The sequence below is a fragment of the Carnimonas bestiolae genome (assembly GCF_051251145.1).
Taxonomy (GTDB): Bacteria; Pseudomonadota; Gammaproteobacteria; order Pseudomonadales; family Halomonadaceae; genus Carnimonas; species Carnimonas bestiolae.
Genome location: NZ_JBPCZK010000003.1, coordinates 236,576 through 259,808, shown reverse-complemented (window position 1 = coordinate 259,808; position 23,233 = coordinate 236,576). Strand labels below are relative to the sequence as shown.

Annotated in this window: 19 protein-coding genes; 5 read left to right on the top strand and 14 right to left on the bottom strand. The window is 59.0% G+C overall.

The window, feature by feature from the left end; translation table 11 throughout:
- Positions 1 to 47 precede the first annotated feature (47 nt).
- From R84865_RS06075 to R84865_RS06020, 12 genes are all read right to left on the bottom strand, one after another.
- Positions 48 to 1,757 carry an AMP-binding protein gene (locus R84865_RS06075; RefSeq protein ID WP_435639116.1) on the bottom strand — a complete coding sequence of 570 codons (1,710 nt, stop codon included), beginning with the start codon at positions 1,755 to 1,757 and terminating at the stop codon, positions 48 to 50.
- A gap of 75 nt (positions 1,758 to 1,832) precedes the next feature.
- Positions 1,833 to 3,797, bottom strand: coding sequence for a 3-hydroxyacyl-CoA dehydrogenase NAD-binding domain-containing protein (locus R84865_RS06070; protein WP_435639115.1), 1,965 nt, complete (start codon positions 3,795 to 3,797; stop codon positions 1,833 to 1,835).
- Positions 3,794 to 5,095, bottom strand: coding sequence for an acetyl-CoA C-acetyltransferase (locus tag R84865_RS06065; protein WP_435639114.1), 1,302 nt, complete (start codon positions 5,093 to 5,095; stop codon positions 3,794 to 3,796). The genes R84865_RS06070 and R84865_RS06065 overlap by 4 nt, the downstream gene beginning before the upstream one ends.
- A 43-nt stretch (positions 5,096 to 5,138) precedes the next feature.
- The gene (locus R84865_RS06060) at positions 5,139 to 5,807 is read right to left on the bottom strand and encodes a TetR/AcrR family transcriptional regulator (protein WP_435639113.1); all 669 of its coding nucleotides are present in this window, start codon (positions 5,805 to 5,807) and stop codon (positions 5,139 to 5,141) included.
- Positions 5,808 to 6,105: 298 nt separating this feature from the next.
- Positions 6,106 to 6,594 carry a gamma-butyrobetaine hydroxylase family protein gene (locus R84865_RS06055; protein ID WP_435639112.1) on the bottom strand — a complete coding sequence of 163 codons (489 nt, stop codon included), beginning with the start codon at positions 6,592 to 6,594 and terminating at the stop codon, positions 6,106 to 6,108.
- Between the two features lie 45 nt (positions 6,595 to 6,639).
- Complete coding sequence (arfA, locus tag R84865_RS06050) at positions 6,640 to 6,816, bottom strand: alternative ribosome rescue factor ArfA (RefSeq protein ID WP_435639111.1); 177 nt, start codon at positions 6,814 to 6,816, stop codon at positions 6,640 to 6,642.
- A 163-nt stretch (positions 6,817 to 6,979) separates the two neighbouring features.
- Entirely contained in the window at positions 6,980 to 8,305 is a 1,326-nt protein-coding gene (gene hslU, locus R84865_RS06045) for an ATP-dependent protease ATPase subunit HslU (protein WP_435631127.1), read from the bottom strand.
- Positions 8,306 to 8,309: 4 nt separating this feature from the next.
- Entirely contained in the window at positions 8,310 to 8,831 is a 522-nt protein-coding gene (gene hslV, locus R84865_RS06040) for an ATP-dependent protease subunit HslV (RefSeq protein WP_025732436.1), read from the bottom strand.
- Positions 8,832 to 9,088: 257 nt separating this feature from the next.
- The gene (locus R84865_RS06035; protein WP_435639110.1) at positions 9,089 to 9,865 is read right to left on the bottom strand and encodes a fructosamine kinase family protein; all 777 of its coding nucleotides are present in this window, start codon (positions 9,863 to 9,865) and stop codon (positions 9,089 to 9,091) included.
- A gap of 12 nt (positions 9,866 to 9,877) precedes the next feature.
- Entirely contained in the window at positions 9,878 to 10,747 is an 870-nt protein-coding gene (locus tag R84865_RS06030) for an SPOR domain-containing protein (protein ID WP_435631125.1), read from the bottom strand.
- Positions 10,747 to 12,432, bottom strand: a complete 1,686-nt coding sequence (gene argS / locus R84865_RS06025) for an arginine--tRNA ligase (protein ID WP_435639109.1) — start codon at positions 12,430 to 12,432, stop codon at positions 10,747 to 10,749. The genes R84865_RS06030 and argS overlap by 1 nt, the downstream gene beginning before the upstream one ends.
- Positions 12,433 to 12,564: 132 nt before the next feature.
- Positions 12,565 to 14,826 carry a primosomal protein N' gene (locus R84865_RS06020; RefSeq protein WP_435639108.1) on the bottom strand — a complete coding sequence of 754 codons (2,262 nt, stop codon included), beginning with the start codon at positions 14,824 to 14,826 and terminating at the stop codon, positions 12,565 to 12,567.
- Positions 14,827 to 15,011: 185 nt separating this feature from the next.
- Between R84865_RS06020 and rpmE the strand changes: the two genes are divergently transcribed.
- Entirely contained in the window at positions 15,012 to 15,227 is a 216-nt protein-coding gene (gene rpmE, locus R84865_RS06015) for a 50S ribosomal protein L31 (protein ID WP_435631122.1), read from the top strand.
- A 209-nt stretch (positions 15,228 to 15,436) separates the two neighbouring features.
- Here the strand turns inward: rpmE and R84865_RS06010 are convergent, their stop codons facing one another.
- The gene (locus tag R84865_RS06010; RefSeq protein ID WP_435639107.1) at positions 15,437 to 16,258 is read right to left on the bottom strand and encodes a DUF481 domain-containing protein; all 822 of its coding nucleotides are present in this window, start codon (positions 16,256 to 16,258) and stop codon (positions 15,437 to 15,439) included.
- Between the two features lie 52 nt (positions 16,259 to 16,310).
- Positions 16,311 to 18,824 (bottom strand): penicillin-binding protein 1A, encoded by a 2,514-nt coding sequence (locus R84865_RS06005; protein WP_435631120.1) that lies wholly within the window; start codon positions 18,822 to 18,824, stop codon positions 16,311 to 16,313.
- A gap of 180 nt (positions 18,825 to 19,004) precedes the next feature.
- On the opposite strand from R84865_RS06005, the gene R84865_RS06000 reads away from it, so the two are divergent.
- Genes R84865_RS06000 through pilQ form a run of 4 tightly spaced genes read left to right on the top strand, consistent with a single transcriptional unit; the run spans position 19,005 to position 23,165 of the window.
- Positions 19,005 to 19,958, top strand: a complete 954-nt coding sequence (locus R84865_RS06000) for a hypothetical protein (protein WP_435639106.1) — start codon at positions 19,005 to 19,007, stop codon at positions 19,956 to 19,958.
- The gene (locus R84865_RS05995) at positions 19,952 to 20,521 is read left to right on the top strand and encodes a hypothetical protein (RefSeq protein ID WP_435631118.1); all 570 of its coding nucleotides are present in this window, start codon (positions 19,952 to 19,954) and stop codon (positions 20,519 to 20,521) included. The genes R84865_RS06000 and R84865_RS05995 overlap by 7 nt, the downstream gene beginning before the upstream one ends.
- Positions 20,518 to 21,513, top strand: coding sequence for a pilus assembly protein PilP (locus tag R84865_RS05990; protein WP_435639105.1), 996 nt, complete (start codon positions 20,518 to 20,520; stop codon positions 21,511 to 21,513). The genes R84865_RS05995 and R84865_RS05990 overlap by 4 nt, the downstream gene beginning before the upstream one ends.
- Entirely contained in the window at positions 21,510 to 23,165 is a 1,656-nt protein-coding gene (pilQ, locus tag R84865_RS05985) for a type IV pilus secretin PilQ (protein ID WP_435639104.1), read from the top strand. The genes R84865_RS05990 and pilQ overlap by 4 nt, the downstream gene beginning before the upstream one ends.
- Positions 23,166 to 23,233 lie beyond the last annotated feature (68 nt).

Below are 23,233 nucleotides of genomic sequence, written 5' to 3'. Positions count from 1 at the left end.
CCGGCAGCGCTGTTTCTTCAGCTAGACGCAAGCGCCGCCGGCGGCGATCAGTCAGGGATGTTGGCCGGATGCGCCGGTTGATGAGCGTCGGTGGGAACGCGCAGTTCGCGGCGTAAAATCTTGCCAACGTTGCTGCGCGGTAAATCGTCGCGAAATTCAATATAGCGCGGCACTTTGTAACCGGAGAGATGGTCCTTGCACCACGCCCGTAGCGTTTGTTCGTCGAGATCAGGATCGCGCCGAATCACAAACACCTTCACTCGCTCGCCCGAGTTATCATCAGGAACGCCAATCGCGGCCGCCTCGCTAACGCCTGGGTGGCGGGTGATTACTTCCTCGACTTCGTTGGGATAGACGTTGAAACCCGACACTAGAATCATGTCTTTTTTGCGGTCGACCAGAAACACGAAGCCCTTCTCGTCGATGCGCGCAATATCACCGGTGCGCAAGTAGCCATCATCGAAGAAGGTGGTGGCATTTTCTTCGGCATGTTTCCAGTAGCCGCTAACAACCTGCGGGCCTTTGACACATAGCTCACCGGTCTCGTTGAGCGCTAGCGGCTGCCCGTGTTCATCGCGAATGCTGACATGGGTAGAAGGTAGCGGGAACCCTATCGAGCCATTGAAGGGCGCGGCGGGTGTGGTGAGCGGCGTAACGCACACCACCGGAGAAGCCTCGGTGAGTCCATATCCCTGGATAATAGAGGTGCCGGTAGCCTCTTCCCAGCGCTGCGCCACGCTGCCCTGCAGCGCCATACCGCCAGCGATGGCAATCTTGAGTGGGCTGAAGTCGACCTCTTTCAGTTCGGGCCGGTTCAGTAGCCCGTTGTAAAGCGTATTCACCCCTGAGAAACAGGTAAAATGGTGCTTTTTCAGTACCTTGATAAAGCCTTTCATGTCGCGAGGGTCAGGAATAAGCAGGCTGCATGCCCCCAGCGAAACGAACAGCAAACAGTTCACCGTGAGCGCGAAAATGTGATAGAGCGGCAGCGCGGTGATGATCGTCTCGGGAGATTCATCGCTGATGATGTGATGAATCCAGACGCGCAATTGCGTTAGATTGGCCAGTAGGTTGCCGTGAGAAATTATCGCCCCTTTGGCGAGCCCGGTGGTACCGCCTGTGTATTGCAGGCACGCGGTATCCTGATGGGTCAGGGTGGGAGGCGTGAAGGTCAGTGATTTCCCTTGTTTGATAGCGTCAGCCAACCACTGGTGTCCTTCCAGCGACCAGGCAGGAATCATCTTCTTCAGCGAGCGAGCAGCAAAGTCGATGGCTCGTCCTTTCAGCGGCCCCATAAACTCGCCAATGCGGGCGATAATGGTCTGCTCAAGGCTATCGATCCGGCCGCACTTCTCAAGTGTGGCGGCGACATTTTCGGCGACCACGATGCCTTTCGCCTCGGCATCTACCAGCTTGTGCTTCAACTCGTCGAAGCTATAAAGCGGGTTGCAGTTGATGACCACACAGCCCGCGCGTAGTGCCCCAAACAAGACAACGGGATAGGCGAGGAAATTGGGCATCATGATGGCTAGCCGATCGCCTTTTTCAAAACCTTTGTGCTGCAACCACGCGGCAAACTGTCGAGAAAGCGCATCCAACTTGCGATAGCTGAGTCTGGTCCCCATGCAAATGTAGGCGGTGCGTTCAGGGAAGCGTCGACAGGACTGATCGAGCAAATCGGCTAGCGATTGGTAGCGATCGATATCAATCTGAGCGGGAACGCCGTTGGGATAGTGATCGAGCCAAGGAGCATCCATAGTTCGCCTCCAGTCAATGCGGGGAGTCACGGGTGGTTGAATCAAGCCTTGCGTTAATCAGTGGTCGTGCGCCGGTCAGATATCATCCTTTGCAGCAATGCGTGAGTCGGTCAGCGGTCCGCCGCTGAAGGGCGCATAGCCAGTGCCGAAAATGACGCCCGCGTCGGCCAGATCGGCGCTTTCCACGATACCGTTGTGCAATTGCTGGCGGGTTTGTTCTACCAGTGGCGTAATTAGCCGCAGCGCCAACTGGCGATCAGCGGAAACGTCGCCGCTTTCCTGATCGGCTCGTTTGTCACGTTTGCCCTCGGGCCAGTGGTAGAAACCGCGGCCGCTTTTGCGCCCCAGATGCCCTAGCTCGAGCCTCTCGGTCAGACAGCGCGGCACTTGAGCGGCATCTTGCAAAGCGCTGCCAGCTGCGTGAATGACATCGAGCCCCACCGTGTCGGCCAATGCCAGCGGCCCCATCGGCATACCGAATGCTTCCATGCTGGTATCGATGGCTGCCTTGCTGGTGCCTTCATCGAGTGCGCGCATTGCCTCAAGCAAGTAGGGCGCCAATACCGCATTGACCAAAAATCCAGGGGTGCTTTTTACCTTCAGCGGTAGTTTATCGATGGCCCCCACGAAGGCGCAGGCGCGCTGCACGGCATCGCTGTCTGCATCGCCGGTGTGGACGACTTCGACCAGCGGCATCCTGGCCACGGGATTGAAGAAGTGAATGCCGATCAAGCGTTGCGGCTGTTCGAGCCCTTCACGCAGCGCCTCCAAGGCGAGGCTGGAGGTATTGGTGGCTAGAATGGCATCCGCTTTGAGGTGTGGCTCCAGCGCTTGGTAGAGCGCGTGCTTGGCCTCTAGTTGTTCACCGATGGCTTCGATCACCACATCGGCACCGGCAACACCTAACCCTTGCGGATCAGCAATAAGGCGATCGAAAGCGGCGGTAATGGCGCGCTTATCGCGACGCAAGCGGCGCTTGAACAGCTGCTGGGCGCGGCCAATGGCGGGCGCAATGCGTTCGATATCCTGATCCTGCAGCGTGACCCTGAACCCTTTCAGCGCACACCAGGCGGCGATATCACCACCCATCACCCCGGCCCCCACCACATGCACTCGCCGCATGGGAGCAACGTTTGGCTGGCGTGCCGTGCCTTTCAACTGCTCCTGAAGTCCAAACAGCCGTATCAACTGAGGCGTCACCGGCGACTGAATCAGCGCGTCGAGCTGCTGCGGGGCCTCTAGCGGATTGCCATCGTGTTTCTCCCATACTTCCGCAATGATGCGCGGCGCTGGGTAATGCTGGTGTGGATCCTTGCGCTCGATATCACGGCGTACCCGTTTGGCAATCAATGGCTTAAGCATCGCGGTGTTGGAGGCGCGCGCCAGCCACGAGCGTTTGCGCGGTGCGATGCCGTTGAGCACAACGTGGGAGGCAGTGCCTTCAGCCACGCGCTCGGCAACCACCAGATCGACAATGCCGAGTGACGCCGCGCGTCGCGGAGCCAGCTGTTTGCCGCTGAGCAGCAGCGGCAGTGCTGCCGCAGCGCCAATCAATTCAGGCAAACGCTTGATACCGCCCCACGCCGGCAGGATGCCCAGCATGACTTCCGGAAGTCCCAGCTTTGCGCTAGGACGATCAACGGCAACGCGGTAGCGACATGCCAGCGCCAGCTCCAGACCACCGCCGAGGCAGTGACCATCAATCAGTGCCAGCGTTGGGAAAGGCAGCTTCGCCAGTTGAGAATAGGTGTCCCATCCGCTGCGAATCAGCGGTTCTAATGCTTGATAGCTGTCGACCGCGGCGAACTGGTCGATGTCAGCGCCGACGATAAAACTGCCGACCTTGCCAGAACGAATGATCAGACCTGCTGGGGGGTGCTGTTCAAGCTCACTGAGTAGCGTTGAAAGATCGCCCAGCACGATCGGCGTTAGAGTATTAACCTCGCGCCCCGCGCAGTTAAGGGTCAGTAGGGCGATGTCGTGTTGGTCGCGGCTGAGTGTCCAGTCGCCCACTGTGTTGGGTGCGTGATCATGGCTCATGCGGCAACCCCCTGGCTAAGATTCTCAATCAGCATGGCGCCGCCTTGACCACCGCCGATGCAGATAGCCGCAATGCCGCGCTGCTGCTGGCGATGCCGCAGCACGTTGAGCAGATGCAGGACAATACGCGCACCGGACGCGCCGACCGGATGTCCCAGCGCAATCGCGCCGCCATCGACGTTCAGGCGCTGTGGGTCGATCGGCCCCGGCGCCGCATAATCGAGCGCGCTCTCGCAGTAGTGCTGGTCCTTCCACGCCGCCTGACACGCCAGTACCTGTGCAGCGAAGGCTTCGTTGATCTCCCATGCGTCAAGATCATTGGGGGAGAGCTGCTGGCGTTTGAGAATGGGGGTAGCGGCATGGACGGGCCCAAGCCCCATTTGCGCAGGCGAGAGGCCGGCCCACTGGCTGTCGGTAATTTTTCCTAATGGCGTGAGCTGGTAGTCGTTGACGGCTTGCTCCGATGCCAGCATCAGCAGCGCAGCACCGTCGGTGACCTGTGAGCTGTTGCCGGCGGTAACGTTACCCGCAGGCTTATCAAACACCGGCTTCAGCTTGGCTAAACGCTCTACGCTGGAATCGTCACGAATGCCGTCATCGTGCTGATAGACCTTGCCGCTACCATCGATCAGCGCAGCGATTTCGTGATCGAAATGCCCGCCATCGCGAGCGGCCATGGCACGCTGGTGGCTTTGCACCGCAAAGCGATCCATGGCGGTTCGGTCGATGCCGAAAGCGTGCGCCAGATTTTCGGCGGTTTGGCCCATGGAAAGGCCCACCACTGGATCAGTAAGACCTTTCAGCAGCCCAATCACCGGGGCCAGATAGTGCGGTTTGAAGGCCGACAGCGCGCGTGCTCGCTCGCCCACGGAGCGCGCCTTGTACCACTGCGCCAGCCAGCGCACCATCGCGTTGGAAAATAATAGCGGCGCGTGCGAAAGGGCATCGACGCCGCCTGCCAGCACTAGCTGACTGGTGCCGCGCTGAATATTAGCGATGGCACTGTCGAGTGCCTGCATTCCCGAGGCGCAGTTACGCATCACGGTCCAGGCCGGAATACGCTCGTCGAGGCCCAGCCGCAGGGCAATTACGCGCCCTATGTTGACTTCGTCGGGGGAGGGCGCCGCACAGCCGATGATCACTTCATCGAGATGGCGGCCAAGCTCGCCATTACGCAGCAGCAGCGCACGGCCTGTTTGTACGGCAAGGTCAGCTGCTGAAAATGGTCCCGGAGCGCCCGCCGCTTTCAGGAAAGGCGATCGCATGCCATCGACAATATAGACAGGTTGGAATGTCATCGAAGCTCCTTCCGAACGGCGATACAGTGCCATCGTGGTGGGTTCAGGGCGTATTGCCATCTACTTCAGGCAAAGGTGTGCGCAAGCCGCCCAGCAGGAAGCTCATCAAGCGTGGTTCCAGGCGGGCCAGGCTCTCTTCATGAGACTCTTCGACGTCAAACAGCAGCGCCAACTGACTCGAGCCGTAAAGTGCATAGGCGGTAGCGCCCAGCATGAACTGAAAACGCCAGCTCACTTCCGCCTTGGGCACCTGCGGTAGCGCAGCATGGAAAGCGTTACGGTAGCGCAGCACCACCTGCTCGAACTGATCGGCGACGATGGCCTGAGTAAAGCTATTGGGGTTGGTAACGCTGCGCTCAATCAGTGCGACAAAGGCTCGCGCATCGGAATTTTGCTGACTGGCGAAGGTAATCAGCGGGCCGAAGTAGGCTTTGATAAGCTGCGAGGGGCGCGGCGATTCATCGCCGCTTTCCAGCTCATCAAGACGGCGCAGTCGCTCGCGGTTAAGCTCGCCCATGCGGCGCTCGAGTACTGCCTTGATCAGGCCATCCTTCGAGCCGAAGTGATAATTAACGGCAGCGATGTTTACGCCCGCATGACTGGTAATGCAGCGCAGCGAAGCGTGCGTGTCACCGTCGGCGGCGAAAACGGCCTCGGCAGCATCCAAAATGATCTCAGCGGTGGACGCTGATACGGCGAGCGGTTCACCCATTATTTACCCCGTTTCAAATAACTGTTTGAAACGAGTGTAATCGCTTACAAGGGCAGTTGAGTCGTTATAAGGCGAAAGGATAAGGCGTCCAGCGAGCGGTTACCGGGGGGAACAACAAGCGAGAGCAAGCCGATGGAGTAGCGTAGCGCTCAAGCAGAGGAAGAGCGCGCGCTTGCCGGGCGGAGCGATATGCAGCAGCGCAGGGGATCGCCTGGATCATGCAGGGATGGAAGATGTTCGAGCTCGAATCCACGTGGTCATGGCGCCGAGGCACCGCACAATCATTGTGTTGGGCACGCTAGAGCTGCTTGATTTGAATGCCCTGCGGCGCGCGCGAGGCCCCTGCGGTGTCGAGCTCTTTCAGATAGTGCTGCCACCACTCGTTGCGGTGAATAGCCAGCTCGAACAAGAATGCCCAACTGTAGATGCCGCTGTTGTGCCCGTCATCGAAAAACAGCTTGAGTGCGTAGTTGCCCACCGGCTCGATATTCAGCAGCGTGACATCGCGCTTACCGGTTTGCAGCACCGCTTGATCGGGGCTGTGACCACGCACTTCGGCCGAGGGCGAGAACACGCGCAGCAGTTCCACCGGCAGGGTGAAATGGGCAAGTCCTTGGTCGTCTGTGAGCGCGTTGGCTAATTGATCGCCTGCGTATGGGGGCGTGATGGCATCGGCGTGGTAGATGAGTTCCAGCGCCCGCTGATCACGGTGGTAATGAACATGTTGCGGTACAGGAGCGGGTTGCTCGGCTGCGCTATCGAAACGTTCGCGAGGGTCAGACGACACGGTGCGCTCCCTGAATAACGGTAATTTGACGAAAAGACGCCATCGTTAGGCAGCCAAAGTAACCTGCGGGCTGGCTAGCGATGGCGTCCTTCCTTTGCGAGAGTAGGCGCCTTTGCCTTTTTTCGGTTTCACGACGCGCTGTCGGAAAAGTGGGGTTTTAAGCGCTGCCTTGAGCGCGTTGTCGTGAATGACTCGGCCGGATTTGCGGCTTTGCTTAGCCATGGTGCTCTATGCTCCTTTGATACCTATCAGGGCGTCTATGGTACGTCCGCTGCCACGGACGAAACAAGGAAATGAAATGTGGCGAGTGGGTTTGCCGTTAGCCGCCTGCAAAAAAGCCCCGACCGTGGTCAGGGCTTGGCGTACAAGATGTTAGCGGGGCGTCTTAGAGAATAAAGCGCGACAAGTCTTCGTCGCGGGCAAGCTCACCAAGGCGCTCGTCCACATAGGCCGCGTCGATGGTCTGCTCCGCCATTTCTCCACCTTCGAACAGCGCTTCTTCCAGCAGCCGCTCCATCACGGTGTGCAGACGGCGGGCGCCAATATTTTCGGTGCCTTCGTTGACCTGATAGGCAATTTCGGCGATTCGCTTGATGCCATCGTCAGTGAAGCTGATCTTCAGGCCGTCGGTGCCCAGTAGCGAAGTGTACTGCTTGGTCAGCGATGCCGAAGGCTCCCTGAGAATACGCTCGAAGTCTTCCGGAGTCAGCGCACTCAGTTCAACACGAATGGGCAAGCGGCCCTGCAGCTCAGGAATCAGATCCGACGGCTTCGACAGGTGGAAAGCGCCCGAGGCGATGAACAGGATATGGTCAGTTTTCACCATGCCGTATTTGGTCGATACGGTCGATCCTTCGATCAGCGGCAGCAGATCGCGCTGCACGCCTTCACGCGAGACATCGCCGCCGCTGGCGTTATTGCTGCCTTTGGCCACCTTATCGATCTCGTCGAGGAAGACGATACCGTTTTGCTCGACGGCTTCGACCGCACGGCTTTTCAGATCATCGTCGCTGATCAGCTTGCCAGCTTCCTCATCAATCAGCAGCTTACGGGCTTCCTTGACCGTTAGCTTGCGCGATTCGGTCTGCTGCTTGTTCATATTGGAGAACATGTTCTGCAACTGGCTGGCCATCTCTTCCATGCCCGGTGGCGTCATGATTTCCATGTTCTGACCGGCAGGGGTAACGTCGATCTCTATCTCTTTGTCGTCCAGTTCGCCTTCACGCAGCTTCTTGCGGAAAACCTGACGAGTGTTGCTGTCCTTGCTGCCGCCGCTGTCGTATTCAGAACCGCGGGCCGGGCGCAGCAAGGCGTCCAGAATGCGCTCTTCGGCTTGATCTTCGGCCTTGTTCTTGACCTCTTCCTTGGCCTGATCGCGGACCAGCTTGATAGCCATCTCGACCAGATCACGCACGATCGATTCGACATCGCGGCCGACATAGCCCACTTCGGTGAACTTGGTTGCTTCTACCTTGAGGAAGGGCGCGCCGGCCAGCTTGGCCAAGCGGCGGGCAATTTCTGTTTTACCTACCCCGGTTGGGCCAATCATCAGAATGTTCTTGGGGGTTACTTCGCCGCGTAGATCGTCATCCAGCTGCATGCGGCGCCAGCGGTTACGCAGCGCGATGGCAACGGCGCGTTTGGCTTCTGCCTGGCCGACGATGTGCTGATCGAGGGCGGTTACGATTTCGCGAGGGGTCATCTGTGCCATGGGATCAGTCCAGCGCTTCCAGTTTGATGTTGTGGTTGGTAAATACGCAGATATCAGCCGCGATACTGAGGCTCTTCTCGGTAATTTCTGCGGCAGATAGCTCGGTGTTTTCAAGCATGCCGCGTGCCGCCGCCAGCGCGAATTGACCGCCCGAGCCGATGGTAGCGATACCGTGCTCTGGCTCAAGTACATCGCCAGTGCCGGTGATAATCAGCGATGCCGTTTTGTCGGCCACTACCAGCATGGCTTCGAGTTTGCGTAGCGCACGGTCGGTGCGCCACTCCTTGGCTAGCTCCACTGCGGCGCGGGTAAGGTTGCCCGAGTTCTTGTCGAGCTGCGCTTCGAAACGTTCAAACAGGGTGAAGGCATCCGCCGTGCCGCCGGCGAATCCGGCCAATACCTGGCCTTTGTGAAAGCGGCGAATCTTGGCAGCGTTGCCTTTCATCACGGTATTGCCTAGCGATACCTGGCCATCTCCGGCCAGCGCGACCTGGCCATTTCGGCGCACCGATACAATCGTGGTCATGCGGTTCTCTCATCTGCTTTGGTGGTATGCCGTTGGCGAAACCAACAAAGGGTGAATGGGTGAGCACTACCGCCTGCGATGACGTGCGATAAGCTGCGGTAGCGCCATGCATCGCCGAGCATGCCGTGGGCGCTGCTTGTGCGATGCGTTACTTGTGGCTAGGTGTGGGCAGCCGAGGGGGAAATCAAGAGAGAGCGATGTGGGAAAGTGCCAATGGCATTTGGCATCCGGCCAGGATGCTATCGGGGAAGTGGCGGTTATACGAAACGCTGCGCCGCGCGTGCAGCGGCCGTGCCATAGCCGCTGCCAAATAGCACCGCATGCACCAGCAGTGGATAGAGCTGATGAAGGGGGAGCCGCTGACGCCACTGGTCAGGTAGAGCGGTGCTGTGCTCGTAGCCCGCGTAGATGTCATCAATAAACGGCGCTGAAAACACCCCGAGCATGGCCAGATCGTCCAGCGGATGACCACCGTGCGCAGCGGGATCGATCAGCACAGCGCCGCTATCGCTCCATAGCAGATTGCCGCTCCAAAGATCGCCGTGAATACGCGCAGGCCCACTATCGTCGTCGAAGTCGCCAGCGGTCAGCCGTGCGGCCGCTCGCTCAATGGTGCGAGCGTCAGCTGCGTCGAGTGATCCATTATCGCGCGCCATGCGCAGGAAGGGGAGGACGCGTGCTTCGGCGAAGAAGCGGCCCCAACTGGCCCAGTCACCGTATGCCATCGGGAGGGGAGAACCGGTTGGGCCGATAAAGCCCTGTGGGCCGGGGGCATTGGGGGGCTTGGCGCCGAACGCTGGAGCCCCCGCCGCGTGGGTGGTCGCCAGCGCTATACCGAAGTCGTGCGCTTTGGCGCGGTCGGGCTGCCCGGGAACAATGCGCTCGATCGTCAGCGAGGTGGCGCTGTGGGCAATCACGCGGGCAACACGCGCTCCTTGAGCTTCGGCCAACCACTCAAGCCCGGCGGCCTCTGTGGCAAATAGCGCTGGGTCGGCCTGTTGATCGCTTTTGTGAAACACATCGCTATCAGGCATGACCGCTGCCCATTAACGTTGGCGAAGCGTAAGCGGCTCGATGCCACGCGCTTTCATCAGATCGCGCGCACGTGACAGCTCAGCGGAAGTGCTATAGGGCCCAGCCTGAACGCGGTACCAGGTGGTGCCATCACCGGTTTTTACCTGCGATACCTGGGTCACTAGCCCGAGGTCGCGGAACTTGCCCGCCATGGTGTCGGCATCGGAGCGGTTGCGATAAGAGGCTGCCTGCAGCAGGTAGCGCGCGCCGCCAAGATCGGACGACTGCTGCTGGCTACGGCTTTGGTTAGTGTTAGCCTGCTGGCGTTCGCTGCTGCTATTGGTGCTGGCCGCCTGCTCGTTGTTAGCGCGGTGCTTGGTCGGCGTCGGTGGCGGGGTGCTGATGGTGGTGTCATCGCCTTTCGGATCGGAGGGGGCGATAACTTCAGATTTTGGCAATAGCGTATAGAACTCGAAGGATGGCATACGATCCTTCTCTTTCTGCTGCTGGGCATCATCGGCGCTTTGACTATTGGCCTGCTGCTTGCCGCTGCTGTCGCCTTTCTGCTGGCTGGACGCACTGTTTTTGGACTCGTCGCCCTTGGAAGCGCTGCCTTTGGCTGCATCCTGCTGCTGACTATCATTAGTAGGAATCGGGCGCGTTACGATAGCGGCATCGTCGCTATGATCGCTTGAGCCAGAGCCGCCCATCAGCACTTTGGTGGCAATCACGCCTACCGCCAATCCAATGATAATCCACGCCCAGCCGGGAATGTGCCAGCCTCCACCAGAGTGCTGAGACGCACCGCGGCGTGCATTATTGCCTTGATGTCCACCGTTGGCACGACGCTGTTGCTGTGCCTGACTAGGGCGACGCCCCTGATTGGATTGGCGTGGTGGCATTACATCTCCTCCGGAGCACCCAGGCCCAGCAGATTCAAACCGTTGAACAACACCTGACGAACCGCTTTACAGAGTGCCAAGCGTGCATTGCGCTGGTTCTCGTCGTCAGTCATCACCTTGACAGCGTTATAGAAGGAGTGGAAGTCCGACGCAAGCTCTTGCAAGTATTGCGCAACCTGATGCGGCTCGCGGGCATGCGCGGCACGCGCCAACTGCTCGGGATAGGCCGCGAGACGATTAAGCAGGTCTTTCTCACGCGCCTCGGTCAGCTGATCGAGATGCGCAAGGCCAATCTGCTCATCGAACGGTATGTCGTTTTCAGCGGCACGTTTGAACACGCTGCACAGGCGCGCGTGAGCATACTGAAGGTAATACACCGGGTTGTCGTTGGACTGCGCCAATGCCAAATCGATGTCGAAGGTAAGCTGAGAATCAACCTTGCGCGCAACCAGGAAGTAACGGGTGGCATCGCGGCCCACTTCGTCGATCAAATCGCGCAGGGTGACGTAGCTACCGGCGCGCTTGGAGAGCTTAACCTCCTTGCCATCGCGCACCACCATCGCCATTTGATGCAACACGTACTCAGGCCAGCCCTCGGGGATGCCGGCATCGAGGGCCTGTAGCCCGGCGCGTACGCGGGTCACGGTAGAGTGGTGATCAGCGCCCTGTTCATCGATAACGGTGGTAAAGCCGCGCTGCCACTTATCGAAATGGTAAGCGACGTCGGGCAGGAAGTAGGTGTAAAAGCCATCGCGCTTACGCATCACGCGATCCTTGTCGTCACCGAAGTCGGTCGTGCGCAGCCACATCGCGCCGTCGGACTCATAGGTGTGGCCATTGTTGACGAGCTGTTCGACGGTCTTTTCGACCTTGCCGTCGCTGTAGAGCGAAGATTCAAGGAAGTAAACGTCAAACTTCACGTCGAACGCCTTCAGGTCGAGATCCTGTTCGCGACGCAGGTAGGCCACCGCGAAGTCGCTAACGGCCTTGCTGTCGTCAGGGTCTGCCTTGGCGGTCACTTCGCGATCATCGGCGCGGACGGTAACGCCTTGCATGTAGTCTCGCGCGATGTCCTTGATGTAATCACCACGATAGCCATCTTCGGGCCACGCCGGATCACTTGGCTCGAGGCCTTTGATACGCGCCGACACCGAGCGCTCCAGATTAACGATCTGGGCACCGGCATCGTTGTAGTAAAACTCTTTGGTAACCTGATAACCGGTGGCGTCGAGCAGGCGCGCAATACAGTCGCCGACTACCGCGCCGCGCCCGTGGCCCACGTGCAGCGGGCCGGTAGGGTTGGCCGAAACAAACTCGATCTGGACCTTCTCGCCTTGACCGTGATCACTGCGGCCGAAGGCTTCTCCTTCGTTCAACACACGCTTGATGATTTCGGCCGCCGCAGAAGTAGCGGCAAAGAAGTTGATAAATCCTGGGCCCTTGATTTCTACCTTCTCGACGGCAGCCGATTCTGGCAGGGCGGCGACCAAGGCGTCGGCAATCTCGCGCGGCGCCTTGCCGGCCGGTTTTGCCAGCACCAGCGCCAGATTGGTGGCGTAGTCGCCGTGCGACTTGTCACGGGTGGCATCGATGCGGATGTCGACATTGAGATCGGCGGGTAGCACACCCTCACTCTTGAGCGTTGCGAGGGCGTGATTCAGAAGCTCAAGGAGCGTTTCTTTCATGAGAAGGAGACCATTATCGGGCTGGAAGCGCTGCCGGACCGCGAAGTCGGAAGGGGGCGCAACACGAGGTAAAAATTCGTTAAGGCTGGCTATTATGGGCCAGCGCTGCGGCGCTCTCAAGTACTGACGGGATTAGCTCAGGGTGATCGGGTCAACATCGATCGACCACCTGACGCGACGGGCATCGGGGGCTTTTTCAAGCCACTGGATCAGCCAGTCGGTGGCGGTATGCAGCAAACTGCGCTTGTCGCTTTGCAGCATTAGTTGAGCGTGATAGCGATTCTGGCGACGTTCCATGGGGGCGGGCACCGGCCCCAGGCAATCCACCGCGAGCTGTTGGTCGCCTAGCCATTGCCGAAGTTGCTGGCCGGCATCGGCAAGCAGGGTTTCAACCGCTGCCTGTTGAGCACCTTCCGCGCGCAGCAAGGCGAGGAAACGGTAGGGCGGTAGCCGTGCGCTGCGCCGCTCTTCGAGTAGCTGTAGCGCGAGGGCATCATAGCCTTCGTTCGCCAAGAGCCGCAGGTTGGGATCATCGGGGTGCATGGTTTGAATCAGCGCACGGCCAGGGCGAGCACCGCGCCCAGCGCGTCCGGCCACTTGGGTAAGCAGCTGCGCGCTTTGCTCCAGTGCTCTGAAATCGCTGCCGTAAAGACCGCCGTCAGCGTTTACTACCACCACTAGCGTTACATGGGGGAAGTGGTGCCCTTTGGCGAGCATTTGAGTACCCACCAAAATACAAGGCTCACCGCTTCTGATATCGGTCAGCGCCTCATCCATGGCGCCCTTGCGGCGCGTGCTATCGCGGTCGATGCGTAGGATTCGGGTGTTCGCAAAGCGCGCCGCCAGCGTTTCTTCGGTGCGCTCGGTACCGCTGCCCAACGGATGCAGGTCGCCACTGCCACAGCCAGGACAGGCATCGGGTAGCGCGGCCACGTGCTCGCAATGGTGGCACACCAACTGAGCGGGAGAGCGATGCAGCGTCATGTGTGCATCGCAGTTAGGGCAATCGAAAATATGCCCGCACTGGTGGCAGGCCAGCGTAGGGGCAAATCCCCGGCGATTGATAAACACCAGCACCTGATGCTGTTGTGCCAAATGCTGCTCGATCGCTTGCATCGCGTCTTCGCCAAGGCCGCCGCGCTTTTGTTTGACGCGAATATCGGTCAGTTCCAGTTGGGCGAAGCTGGCGTTGGCGGCGCGCTGGGTTAGTTTCAGGTGCAGATAGCGACCTGCCAATGCGTGAGCAAGTGTTTCCAACGACGGTGTGGCGCTGCCCAGCACCACCGGTACCTGCTCTCGATGCGCCCGTACCAATGCTAAATCCCGCGCGTGGTAGCGCAGATTGTCCTGCTGCTTGAAGGAAGTATCGTGCTCTTCGTCAATAATAATTGCGCCCAGCGCGGCCATCGGCGTGAACACGGCGGAACGCGTGCCGATCACCACTCGCGCTCGACCGGCGCGAGCGGCTTCCCACACATCAAGCCGATCGCCATCGCTGACCCCTGAATGAAGCATCGCCACCGGTACGTTGAAGCGGCGCTTGAAGCGCTGCAAGGTTTGCGGCGTTAGTCCAATCTCGGGCACAAGTACCAGCGCTTGTTGGCCGCGCGCGAGTACCGCTTCGATCAGCTGCAGGTAAATTTCGGTTTTGCCGCTGCCGGTAACGCCATGCAGCAGTGCAGGCGAAAAGGTGCCCAATTGCTGGCTCAGCGCTGCAAGTGCGGTGCCTTGCTCGCGGTTAAGCGTGAGAGATGGTTCGGCCAGCACTGGCCCTGTGCTCGCTTCTGCACAAGTAAGTGGCTCAAGAGTGGACGAGATCAAACCTTTGGCGGTTAATCGATCGAGCTGATCGCGGCTGAAGCCGTGGGCCAGAATGGCAGAGGTAACAACGCCACCAGGGTGCTGTCGAAGTACCTTGAGCAGTTCAGTCTGCTTGCGCGCACGTCCCATGTCGGCATCGCTGATAACGCGGCCGGCGTCGGTGCAGTGCCAGCGCTCTCGGGTGCGTGCTTCCAGCGGACGCCCTTGACGCAGTAACACCGGCATCGCTTGGGCAAAGGTGTCGCCCAAAGAATGCTGGTAATAACGTGCGGTAAATCGGCACAGCCACAGCCATTGCGTGGGAAGGGGCGTGCGGTCAATTAACTCGACTATCTGCTTGAGCTTGTCGCGCTGCCACTCGCTGTCGCTGGCTACTTCAGCCACGATCCCTACCACTTCACGCTTGCCGAATGGTACCCGCACCCTGACACCCGCTACCCAGCCTTCTTCAGGAGCCTCGTGGGCGGGCAGATAGTCGAACAGCTTTCTCAGTGGTGAAGGCACGGCCACGCGCAGAACGGGCGAAACGTTGGCGGTACTGCCGGAGGGCGTTGCGGGGCGAGCGTGTGACAAGAATTGGCCTCAATACAAATGTGCTGCTAGAATACGCGGCTCTCGTCCGGTGGCAAGCCATTGCATTATCGCCGCCGGTGTAGAGTATCTCTATCTTCTATTCTGTGTGCGGTACCTGGCAAGGCGCGACGATCATTCCGCGCAGTTAACTTGATCAGGCAGCGGCATGCTTCGCGAGGTTTCTCATGAAAGCGTCAATCCATCCCGAATACCACACTGTTTCCGCTAGCTGCTCTTGCGGTGCCAAGTTCGACGTTCATACTACGTCCAACGAAGGCTTTAACCTGGACGTATGCTCCAACTGCCACCCTTTCTACACTGGCAAGCAGAAACAGGCGACCACCGGTGGCCGCGTAGAGCGTTTCAACAAGCGTTTCGGCGCTGCCATGAAGCGTTCCTAAAGGCTGAGCCCGGAATTTCCGGGCTGCGGTACCCAAAGCTCCGCCTCGCGCGGAGCTTTTTAGTTGTCTGAAAAACGTGCGCACGGCGGTGCGACGCTCAGCACGCCTCAACCATTCTCGCGACTTCCTGCACGGTAATTCCCAAACGTTAGCGTTTCGACGGCGCTGATTCGGTCTGGCGGTGTCTCGAACGTTTATGCGTCGCTCGCCTAGAGCGCATATTCCAGACTGACGGTGGTGGTGGTGTCAGTGGTGTAGTCCGCCTTGGGGGGCGGGTTGGTGGTGTAGTTGACCAGATACGCCAAGCGCAGATTCAGCTTCTCGCTCATGCCTAACTTCAGTGATGTCTCGGTACGTATGGTCAGGTCAATGCCCGCCGCTTCAGCAGAAGCACGTTGTTCGAAGCTCGCGGTATCAGTGAATTCGTAGGTGTAGTCGAAGCCCAGATAGCCCAGCGCGCGGTATTTGGTTGCCCCTTGCTCCAAGGCATCTCGACGTACGCCAGGCCCCATGTCGATGGACAGGTTTTGGTGTTCGCTGTTCAGCAGTTGGCGACCATAACCGCCCGCGAGTGTTAGCTGGTTAGAGTAACCGCTGAAGCGATCGACGGTGAGACGCAGTTGGCTGAACAGATAGCTGTCGTCGTTAAGGTCATAGCGCATGCGCGCTGCCCCTACATAGTGCTCGGCGGTAGTTTCATCCTTGTTGGCCGAGCTGTAGGCGTAAGCATAAAGATTGTACGACCACGGCAGATTGTACCAATTGAGATTGGTCCTACCGTTGAGCGTATGGGTGGTGTCATTGCCGCTGGCGGCGGTCAGCCCGAACTGCACGCTGCCCTTGAATAAATCATCGGTATTTTTGGGCGGCACGAAGGTAGAGAAGTCGGCAATAGGCGAATAGTTGCCGTTATAGGTGCCGCTGTTAGCGCCACTACCGGTGGGGATGTCGTAGTCTCTGACAATATCGCCCCAAGCGTTGCTTTGAACGGCACCTGACAGTGCCAGCAACACGCCTGGAGCAATCCGCATGCCCAAAGCAGAGCGCCGGCGCCTTGTAGGCTCCGGCGCTCTGCTAGGGTGATCAGAAGATCGAGTCATAGGACCCGGTTCCCTGGGAACCTGACCTGTCCTCGAGGTCAGGACTGACCGATGGTTGCTGATATCCCGGCAGATTGTCGCTGCGGAAAATCTCAGGCAGCCCACCCGGCGAACCGTCGCGCAGCAGCAGTCCTGACTGCGGATCGATGCGTCGCGTCACAATGTTGTCGGGCTGCGGCGGATTCTGACTGGGCACACCCTTCAGCGCCTGTCCCATAAACTGCATCCAGATGGGGAGGGCAGCCTGAGCGCCAAATTCGCGCACACTGGTGTTGTTGTCGTTACCCACCCAAACAGTCGATACCAGGCCAGAGTTAAAGCCTGAGAACCACGCATCGCGACGATCGTTGGAGGTACCTGTTTTACCCGCCAGGTCATCACGGCCTAGCTGCTGGGCACGACGGCCGGTACCTTTGCGAATAACGTCTTTCATCATGTCCTGAACCTGGTAAATCGATGCAGGATCTGCGATTCGCTCGGCGACTGGATAAGTACGGCCATCAATTTCAACGCTGGTGGTGCCTTCATCGCAGTCGCGGCAGGCGACGGGCGGGGTCGGCTCATCCAGCAGATTGTCGCGACCGTTCTGACCTCGGGTAATCTTGCTGATGTACCAGGGGATCACCTTGAAACCGCCGTTGGCGATTTCGGCATAGCCGCGGGCCATCTCCAGCGGGGTCAGCGAAGCACTGCCCAGCGCCAGTGAGAGTCCGTCGGGCAACTGGTTACGTGAAAAGCCCATGTTGACCAGCATATCGAGCGTTTTATTGATACCGGTCGAATTCAGCGCACGGATGGTAACCAGGTTACGCGAGCGATAGAGGCCAACGCGCAGGCGGGTAGGGCCGTTGAAGCTCATGTTGTCGTTTTCAGGACGCCAGTTTTTGCCGCCCGCTTGTGCCTGCACGATGGGAGCATCGTTGATCACGGTGGAAGGCGTCATGTTGCCGTTTTCAAGCGCCGACAGATAAATGAAGGGCTTGAACGTTGAGCCTGGCTGACGGCGTGCCTGGGTCGCACGGTTAAAGCTTGATTTAGAGAAGCTGAAGCCGCCCTGTAGGGCTCGAATAGCACCGTTATTGGGGTCGAGTACCACGATAGCAGCCTCTGCCGTGGGCACCTGAGACAAACGCCAGCGCGTGTTGTCGCCGGAGCCGCGCTGCATGATCCGAACCATGTCGCCACGCGACGCAATACGCGAGGCCGAACTGCCGCCGCGTGCCGCCCAGCGCAAATCGTTCCAGCCGATGGTGGCCAATTCGCCATCACGTCGCAGTACGCGCATCTGCTGGCCTTCACTGCTTACCACGATAGCCGGTTCGAGCGGGCCAAGTTCAGGCGTGCCGCGTAGCACGTTCACCCAGTTGGAAACGTCTTCGTCGATGCCTTTGATGCGGGTGGAGCTGCGTTCGGCTGCCTGATGAGCGGTTTCGGCCACTTCCGGCGAAGCTGAAAGCTCTTCTTCAAGCCCGCGATGATCGGCATTTCCTTTCTTCTGGGTCAGCGTAGGTGCGATGTCCTTGCGCTCCGCGCCGCGCCATCCGTGACGTTCATCGTAAGCGATCAAGCCATCGACCAAGGCGCTGTGGGCAGCCTTCTGATCCTTGCTGGACAGCGTAGTAGTGATCGAATAGCCGTCGGTGTATGCCTTGCGACCAAAACGGGATACCGCGTACTGGCGCGCCATCTCTGCCACGTAGCGAGCCTCGACTTCATTGCGATGATGAGCGGGGCGCACGTGGATGGGGGCCTGAATGGCTTCCTTGTACTGATTTTCATCGATGTAGCCGAGATCGCGCATGCGCAGCAGGATCCAGTTACGACGAATCAGCGAGCGCTCAGGGTTGGCAATCGGGTTCAGCGTAGAGGGGGCCTTGGGCAGTCCAGCGATGGTCGCGGCTTCCGGCAGGGTCAATTTATCCAGCGACTTGCCGAAATACACCTCGGCCGCAGTGGCGGCGCCATAAGCACCCTGGCCCAGGTAAATCTTGTTCACGTACAGCTCGAAGATTTGCTGCTTGCTAAGGATTCGCTCCATCTGCAGGGCGAGCAGAATTTCCCTGATTTTACGGGCGAAGGTCTGGTCGAGCGTTAGCAGGTAGTTACGTGCCACCTGCATCGTGATGGTACTGCCACCCGAGCGTATTTCGCCGCTGCCTGCCAGCTCGACAGCAGCACGTGCCAACCCTTTAGGGTCGATGCCGTTGTGATGGAAGAATTCCTGATCTTCAGCGGAAACAAAGGCGTCTACCAGCGTGGACGGAATTTGATCGTACTTGACGATTTTACGCCGCTGTTCGCCGTACTCACCGATCAGCTTGTGATCTTCAGTGTAAATGCGCAGAGGCGTCGCCAGTTGATAGTGCTGCAACCCGTTAACGTCGGGAAGGCTTGGCGAAAAGTAGATGCTGGCCGCCACAACGGCTAGCAGTACGGCTGCCGCAACGGATACGAACAGCCAGAACAGGTGGAAGATGCTGCGTTTAATCAACTTCATTCAAAACAGCCCATCGCTGGTGGGAAACGCCGCCGAACCCAGCCGCGGGCGGGCGATACGTAAGAATATTCGCATCTCGGGCAGCATCGCCTGAGATGTTGAATCGATGCAAAACGTCTGAAAACAGTCGCGCATTATAAGTAGCGCGCCTTGGAGGAGCCAGTGATAAAGCATGTCAGCATGTTGCGTGATAGTTACCAAGCGTTTGGCAGCTCTCTGGCCAGTACCATCAGACACCGCTTTCAGCGCGCTGGTTCCCTGCGCTGCGATGTTGGTGTGGCGCTTGAAGAGCATCAGATTGCGCTGGTTCAACTGATCCGACACGGCAACTCGATTCTCTCTAGCCTAGCTGACCGCGTTGCTACTGCAAATGATGAAATTCACCAGTTTGCTCAACTGTCCCAACTGCTGGGTCACTATCATCGTCAGTTGCCCGTGAGCAGCGTCTCGGTTGCGATCTCAGGAGCACGTGTACTTCGCGAGCCATTTGATGTGCCGAGCGGCGTTACGATGCTGCAGATAGAGCGCTTTTCAGCGACGCGTGCCGAACAGCTGGGGCGGCAATTGGGCGTTGATGTCTGCCATGATTTTTATCTTGTCGGAGAAGAAAGAAACGCTAGCGCCGTTAGCGGCAGGCGCGGCGAACTGGTGGTGTGTCGTCGCAGCACGGTGGATGCGCTTAAATCAGCCGTTGTGCGAGCAACCTCTGCTGAGCTGCGGGTGGTGCCGGAGTGCATCGTCTTTTCTTCTATCGTTCGCGAAGCAGAGGGCGGCTGGCTATGCTGGCGGCGCGGTCGCTGTTACGAGCTGCTGGCGAGCGGCACCGAACAGCGCTTTGTTGCTACTGCCAGCGACAACAGCCCCGAGCAGGAGCATCGCACGCTTAACGTCTTGTTACAGCAAGCGGCAGTTCAGTTAGGCACCTGTGTTATCAGCGTGGCAGGTGAGCCCTTCCTTACCGCTATCGAGCAATTAACGCACGCAACTGGTCACCGTTTTGCACCTTTCGATATGGGGCGAATATCACCTGCCTCGGGCATTGGCCCATCGCTGGACGGAACGAGTGTGGTTGCGCTGGCGCTCGCCAACGACGCTGCGAGCTCACGTTCTCTGGTAAGGGCAGGAAAGTGCTAAGCACACGCCACGTCAATCTGCTGGCCTGGCGGACTGACGCGCGTCGTCGTGTGGTAATGGGCTTGATGAAGCGCTCGGTGCTGCTGGCGATCTTTAGCGGACTGACAATGGCGCTGCTCTCTTCAGCGCTTGATCAGTATCGTGAGTATCGCCAGACCACCTTGCGAAATTCGTCAGGCTCAAAAGTGCTCGATGCTGAGTGGCGAGCTGCGCTGCCGGGCCTCGAACAGCAGCTGCAAGCGCGCCAAACGGAAGCGGGACGCTACCAAGGCTGGCTGAACTTCCGCGACGGTCAATTGCTGCTGTGGTCGCTACTAAGCACTCAGACAGCGGCTCTGGAAGCGCTTAAACAAGTGCGCTTCAGCGAAGGTCGCTGGGAAATGTCGCTAGGACTGGAGCTCGCCGACGCCGCCGAGATTGCACGTCAGTGGCAGCAGCGCGAGCCTGAGGCGATTATCGAGGTGCTCGACCGACGCGCAGAAGATGGCGGCTTTACCCGAATTCGGCTCGCTCGCAGCGAGGCTGACAGTACAGCGACATCTATGCGAAGCACGCAGCCATGAGCGGCGGGCTTGGGTGGCGGCAGATAGGGCAATTGCTATCGGTATCGCCGCGCGCGATATGTCAGCGCGCTTATCGCCTTCCGAATCAGCATGCCTGGGAATGGCGCGATCCGCTATCGTGGCCGCAATGGCTGCGCAGCACCGTTGTTCTCGCGCCCGCTGCGGCGGTATTGGTAGTGGGGTCAGCGCTGCTTGCCGCCCAGCAACTGCCACTATGGCGTTTGGCGGCACAGTCTGCGCGTCTCGCGCTTCAGCAAAATGTGGATCTACAGCGCTCTTATCAGCGCTACCTGGAATTGAGCCAAGCCGCACCGCTCCCTGCGAAGAGTTGGTATCCCACGCTCGCCACGCCCTCCAAACCGCTCGACGCACTTGCAGCGCTAGCCGATGCAAGCGGCGTGCAGATTCGTCAGGCAGAGGTATCCGGAGAGCAGGGCAATCGCACCCTAACGCTGGTGGTAGAGGGCGAATTGGCGGCGCTTGCGCGGTTGCTATTAATTTCCAGCGAGCTTGGGGCCTGGTACAGCACTGACTACCGCATCGAAGCGCAGCAGAGCGGACGGTTCTCGCTTTATCTCACCGCTCGGTGGGATTTGCTCACTCCCCCTACCGATGTCGATCGAGAAACGCTTGGCACGAAAGCTGAAGCGCAAACATTACGCGCTGAGGAGATTATCCAGCAGCTAACCAGTGAGCACGAACCGCCCGCCCAATCGCAGGTGGCATCGGTTCGCTCGGGTGTGGGGCTAGATACCGAGCCGGTCGGAAGCCTGCAATTTCGTGGTCTCTGGCGCAGCGCAAAAGGGCACTTCGCATTGCTCGAGTCGGAAACCGGCCATGTGTATCGCGTTCGGCGTGGTGACAAGGTCGGTGTCGAAGCTGCCAACGTGAGCGCCATATCCGCCCAGGGCGTAACGCTCACCTTGGGCGCTGCCGATCAACAGCGCGAGCAGATTCTGCTAACGCCGGCCCCGCGGGGTATCGCGCCATGAAGTGTCTAATCGCTTTTATGCTGTTATCGCTCATCGCAATGGGTAGCGCGCATGCCGCTACGCTTGAAGACGTTAGCTGGCAGCAGCGCAACGACTCGCTGTTAATTGCGCTCACCTTCGATGCACCACCCCCTGCCATTGAGACGATTTCCCTGGGGCAGCCGACCCGAACGCTGCTGCGGATGAACGGCACACGCACGCGGCTTGCCTTCAAGCGGGAAGGGAAGGGGGCGCTGAAATGGATATCGGTCGCTGCAGTGCCGGGCGGCAGCCAATTAATGGCACGGCTTGAGTCGCCGCACATTGCGCAGCTTGAGCAGGATGGTAAGCACGTTAACATCCTCCTGACGCCTATCGTCGCTGACTTGCCACGAGAGGCAGAGCCGCGCATTCAGCGCATTGATGCCATGCCCATTGCGCGGCAGTCACCTGATAACACCTCAGCCAACGGGCGAGTCAGCGTTGATTTTCAGCAGCTTCCTGTACGCGCCGCGTTGCTGGAACTGGCCGCGGCAGGTGGTATCGATTTACTGATAGAAGATCAGGTGGCAGGTGATGTCACCCTGCATCTTGAGGACACCTTCTGGCGTAACGGGCTGGACATGATTCTGCGCAGTCATGGCCTCGACGCTCAGCAGGTGGGGGATGCGCTAGTGATCACCCAACGGGGCGCCAAAGCTAATGCTGAAGACGACCGCAGCCCGTTGATGGTGGAAGTAGTGAAGCTTGGCTACGCGAACGGCAGTGATATCGTCGAAGTGCTAAAAGGCAAAGAGAGCGGCGCGCTATTATCGGAGCGCGGTAGCATTAGTTTCGACAAGCGCTCTAATCAGCTGGTGCTACGTGATACCGAAGCAAGACTGGCGCAAATCGAGCCATTGATCGCGCAGTTGGATCACCCGCTGCGGCAGGTCCAGATAGAGGCGAAAATAGTCATCGCGCGCGAGCAATTGGCGCGTCAGTTGGGAATCCGCTGGGGAGCGGCTGGCGGAAGTGGTGGCGCGGCGATCACCGCGCCGCGCGCTGGAAACACCGCCGAGCACAGCGGCCATGGCCCATTTCTAGGAATCGGCATCGATTTGGGTAGCAGTAACGCAACCGGTGCCAGCACTGGGGTTGGCTTCCTCGATAAAAACACCTTGTTGGGGCTTGAGCTAACCGCGCTGGAACAGGAAGGCATCAGCCATACGCTGTCGCAACCGCGTATCATGACGCTAGACCGCGAGCAGGCATCGATTCGGCAAGGGCAGGAAGTGCCGTATCAGGAAGCCGGGTCGTACGGATCGACCAGCACCTCATTTCGCGACGCGGTGCTGGCGCTCAATGTCACGCCGTATATTACCGCGCAGGATACCGTGGTCATGACCGTCGATGTCCAAAACGATAGCGTTGCCGCCGACCGTTTTAACGGGCTGCCTGCCATCAATACCAGCCGTATTACCACGCGAGTTATGGTTGAGAATGGCGAAACGGTGGTACTTGGCGGTATCCTGACCAAAGAACAGGCCCGCAACCTGAGCAAAATTCCCTGGCTTGGCGATATTCCGGGAATTGGCAGGCTGTTCACGTCGGCGGGACGTGCACAGGAGCAGGTCGAACTACTGGTGTTTATTACCCCCAGTATCATCGAACAAGAGAGAGCGCCCTGGTAGCCAGCGCGTGAAGAACAGTTGCACCGGTTGAACGGAGTGCAATCCGATAAATCACCGCGCGGCCAGGG

What these genes read in the sequence shown, in the direction of transcription:
- R84865_RS06030 (WP_435631125.1), bottom strand. Translation starts at nt 10,747, where the DNA reads ATGCCACCACGCCAATCCAATCAGGGGCGTCGCCCTAGTCAGGCACAG.
- R84865_RS06065 (WP_435639114.1), bottom strand. Translation starts at nt 5,095, where the DNA reads ATGACATTCCAACCTGTCTATATTGTCGATGGCATGCGATCGCCTTTC.
- R84865_RS06005 (WP_435631120.1), bottom strand. Translation starts at nt 18,824, where the DNA reads ATGAAGTTGATTAAACGCAGCATCTTCCACCTGTTCTGGCTGTTCGTA.
- hslU (WP_435631127.1), bottom strand. Translation starts at nt 8,305, where the DNA reads ATGGCACAGATGACCCCTCGCGAAATCGTAACCGCCCTCGATCAGCAC.
- arfA (WP_435639111.1), bottom strand. Translation starts at nt 6,816, where the DNA reads ATGGCTAAGCAAAGCCGCAAATCCGGCCGAGTCATTCACGACAACGCG.
- hslV (WP_025732436.1), bottom strand. Translation starts at nt 8,831, where the DNA reads ATGACCACGATTGTATCGGTGCGCCGAAATGGCCAGGTCGCGCTGGCC.
- R84865_RS06010 (WP_435639107.1), bottom strand. Translation starts at nt 16,258, where the DNA reads ATGCGGATTGCTCCAGGCGTGTTGCTGGCACTGTCAGGTGCCGTTCAA.
- R84865_RS06060 (WP_435639113.1), bottom strand. Translation starts at nt 5,807, where the DNA reads ATGGGTGAACCGCTCGCCGTATCAGCGTCCACCGCTGAGATCATTTTG.
- R84865_RS05990 (WP_435639105.1), top strand. Translation starts at nt 20,518, where the DNA reads ATGAGCGGCGGGCTTGGGTGGCGGCAGATAGGGCAATTGCTATCGGTA.
- R84865_RS06070 (WP_435639115.1), bottom strand. Translation starts at nt 3,797, where the DNA reads ATGAGCCATGATCACGCACCCAACACAGTGGGCGACTGGACACTCAGC.
- R84865_RS06000 (WP_435639106.1), top strand. Translation starts at nt 19,005, where the DNA reads ATGTTGCGTGATAGTTACCAAGCGTTTGGCAGCTCTCTGGCCAGTACC.
- argS (WP_435639109.1), bottom strand. Translation starts at nt 12,432, where the DNA reads ATGAAAGAAACGCTCCTTGAGCTTCTGAATCACGCCCTCGCAACGCTC.
- pilQ (WP_435639104.1), top strand. Translation starts at nt 21,510, where the DNA reads ATGAAGTGTCTAATCGCTTTTATGCTGTTATCGCTCATCGCAATGGGT.
- rpmE (WP_435631122.1), top strand. Translation starts at nt 15,012, where the DNA reads ATGAAAGCGTCAATCCATCCCGAATACCACACTGTTTCCGCTAGCTGC.
- R84865_RS06075 (WP_435639116.1), bottom strand. Translation starts at nt 1,757, where the DNA reads ATGGATGCTCCTTGGCTCGATCACTATCCCAACGGCGTTCCCGCTCAG.
- R84865_RS06035 (WP_435639110.1), bottom strand. Translation starts at nt 9,865, where the DNA reads ATGCCTGATAGCGATGTGTTTCACAAAAGCGATCAACAGGCCGACCCA.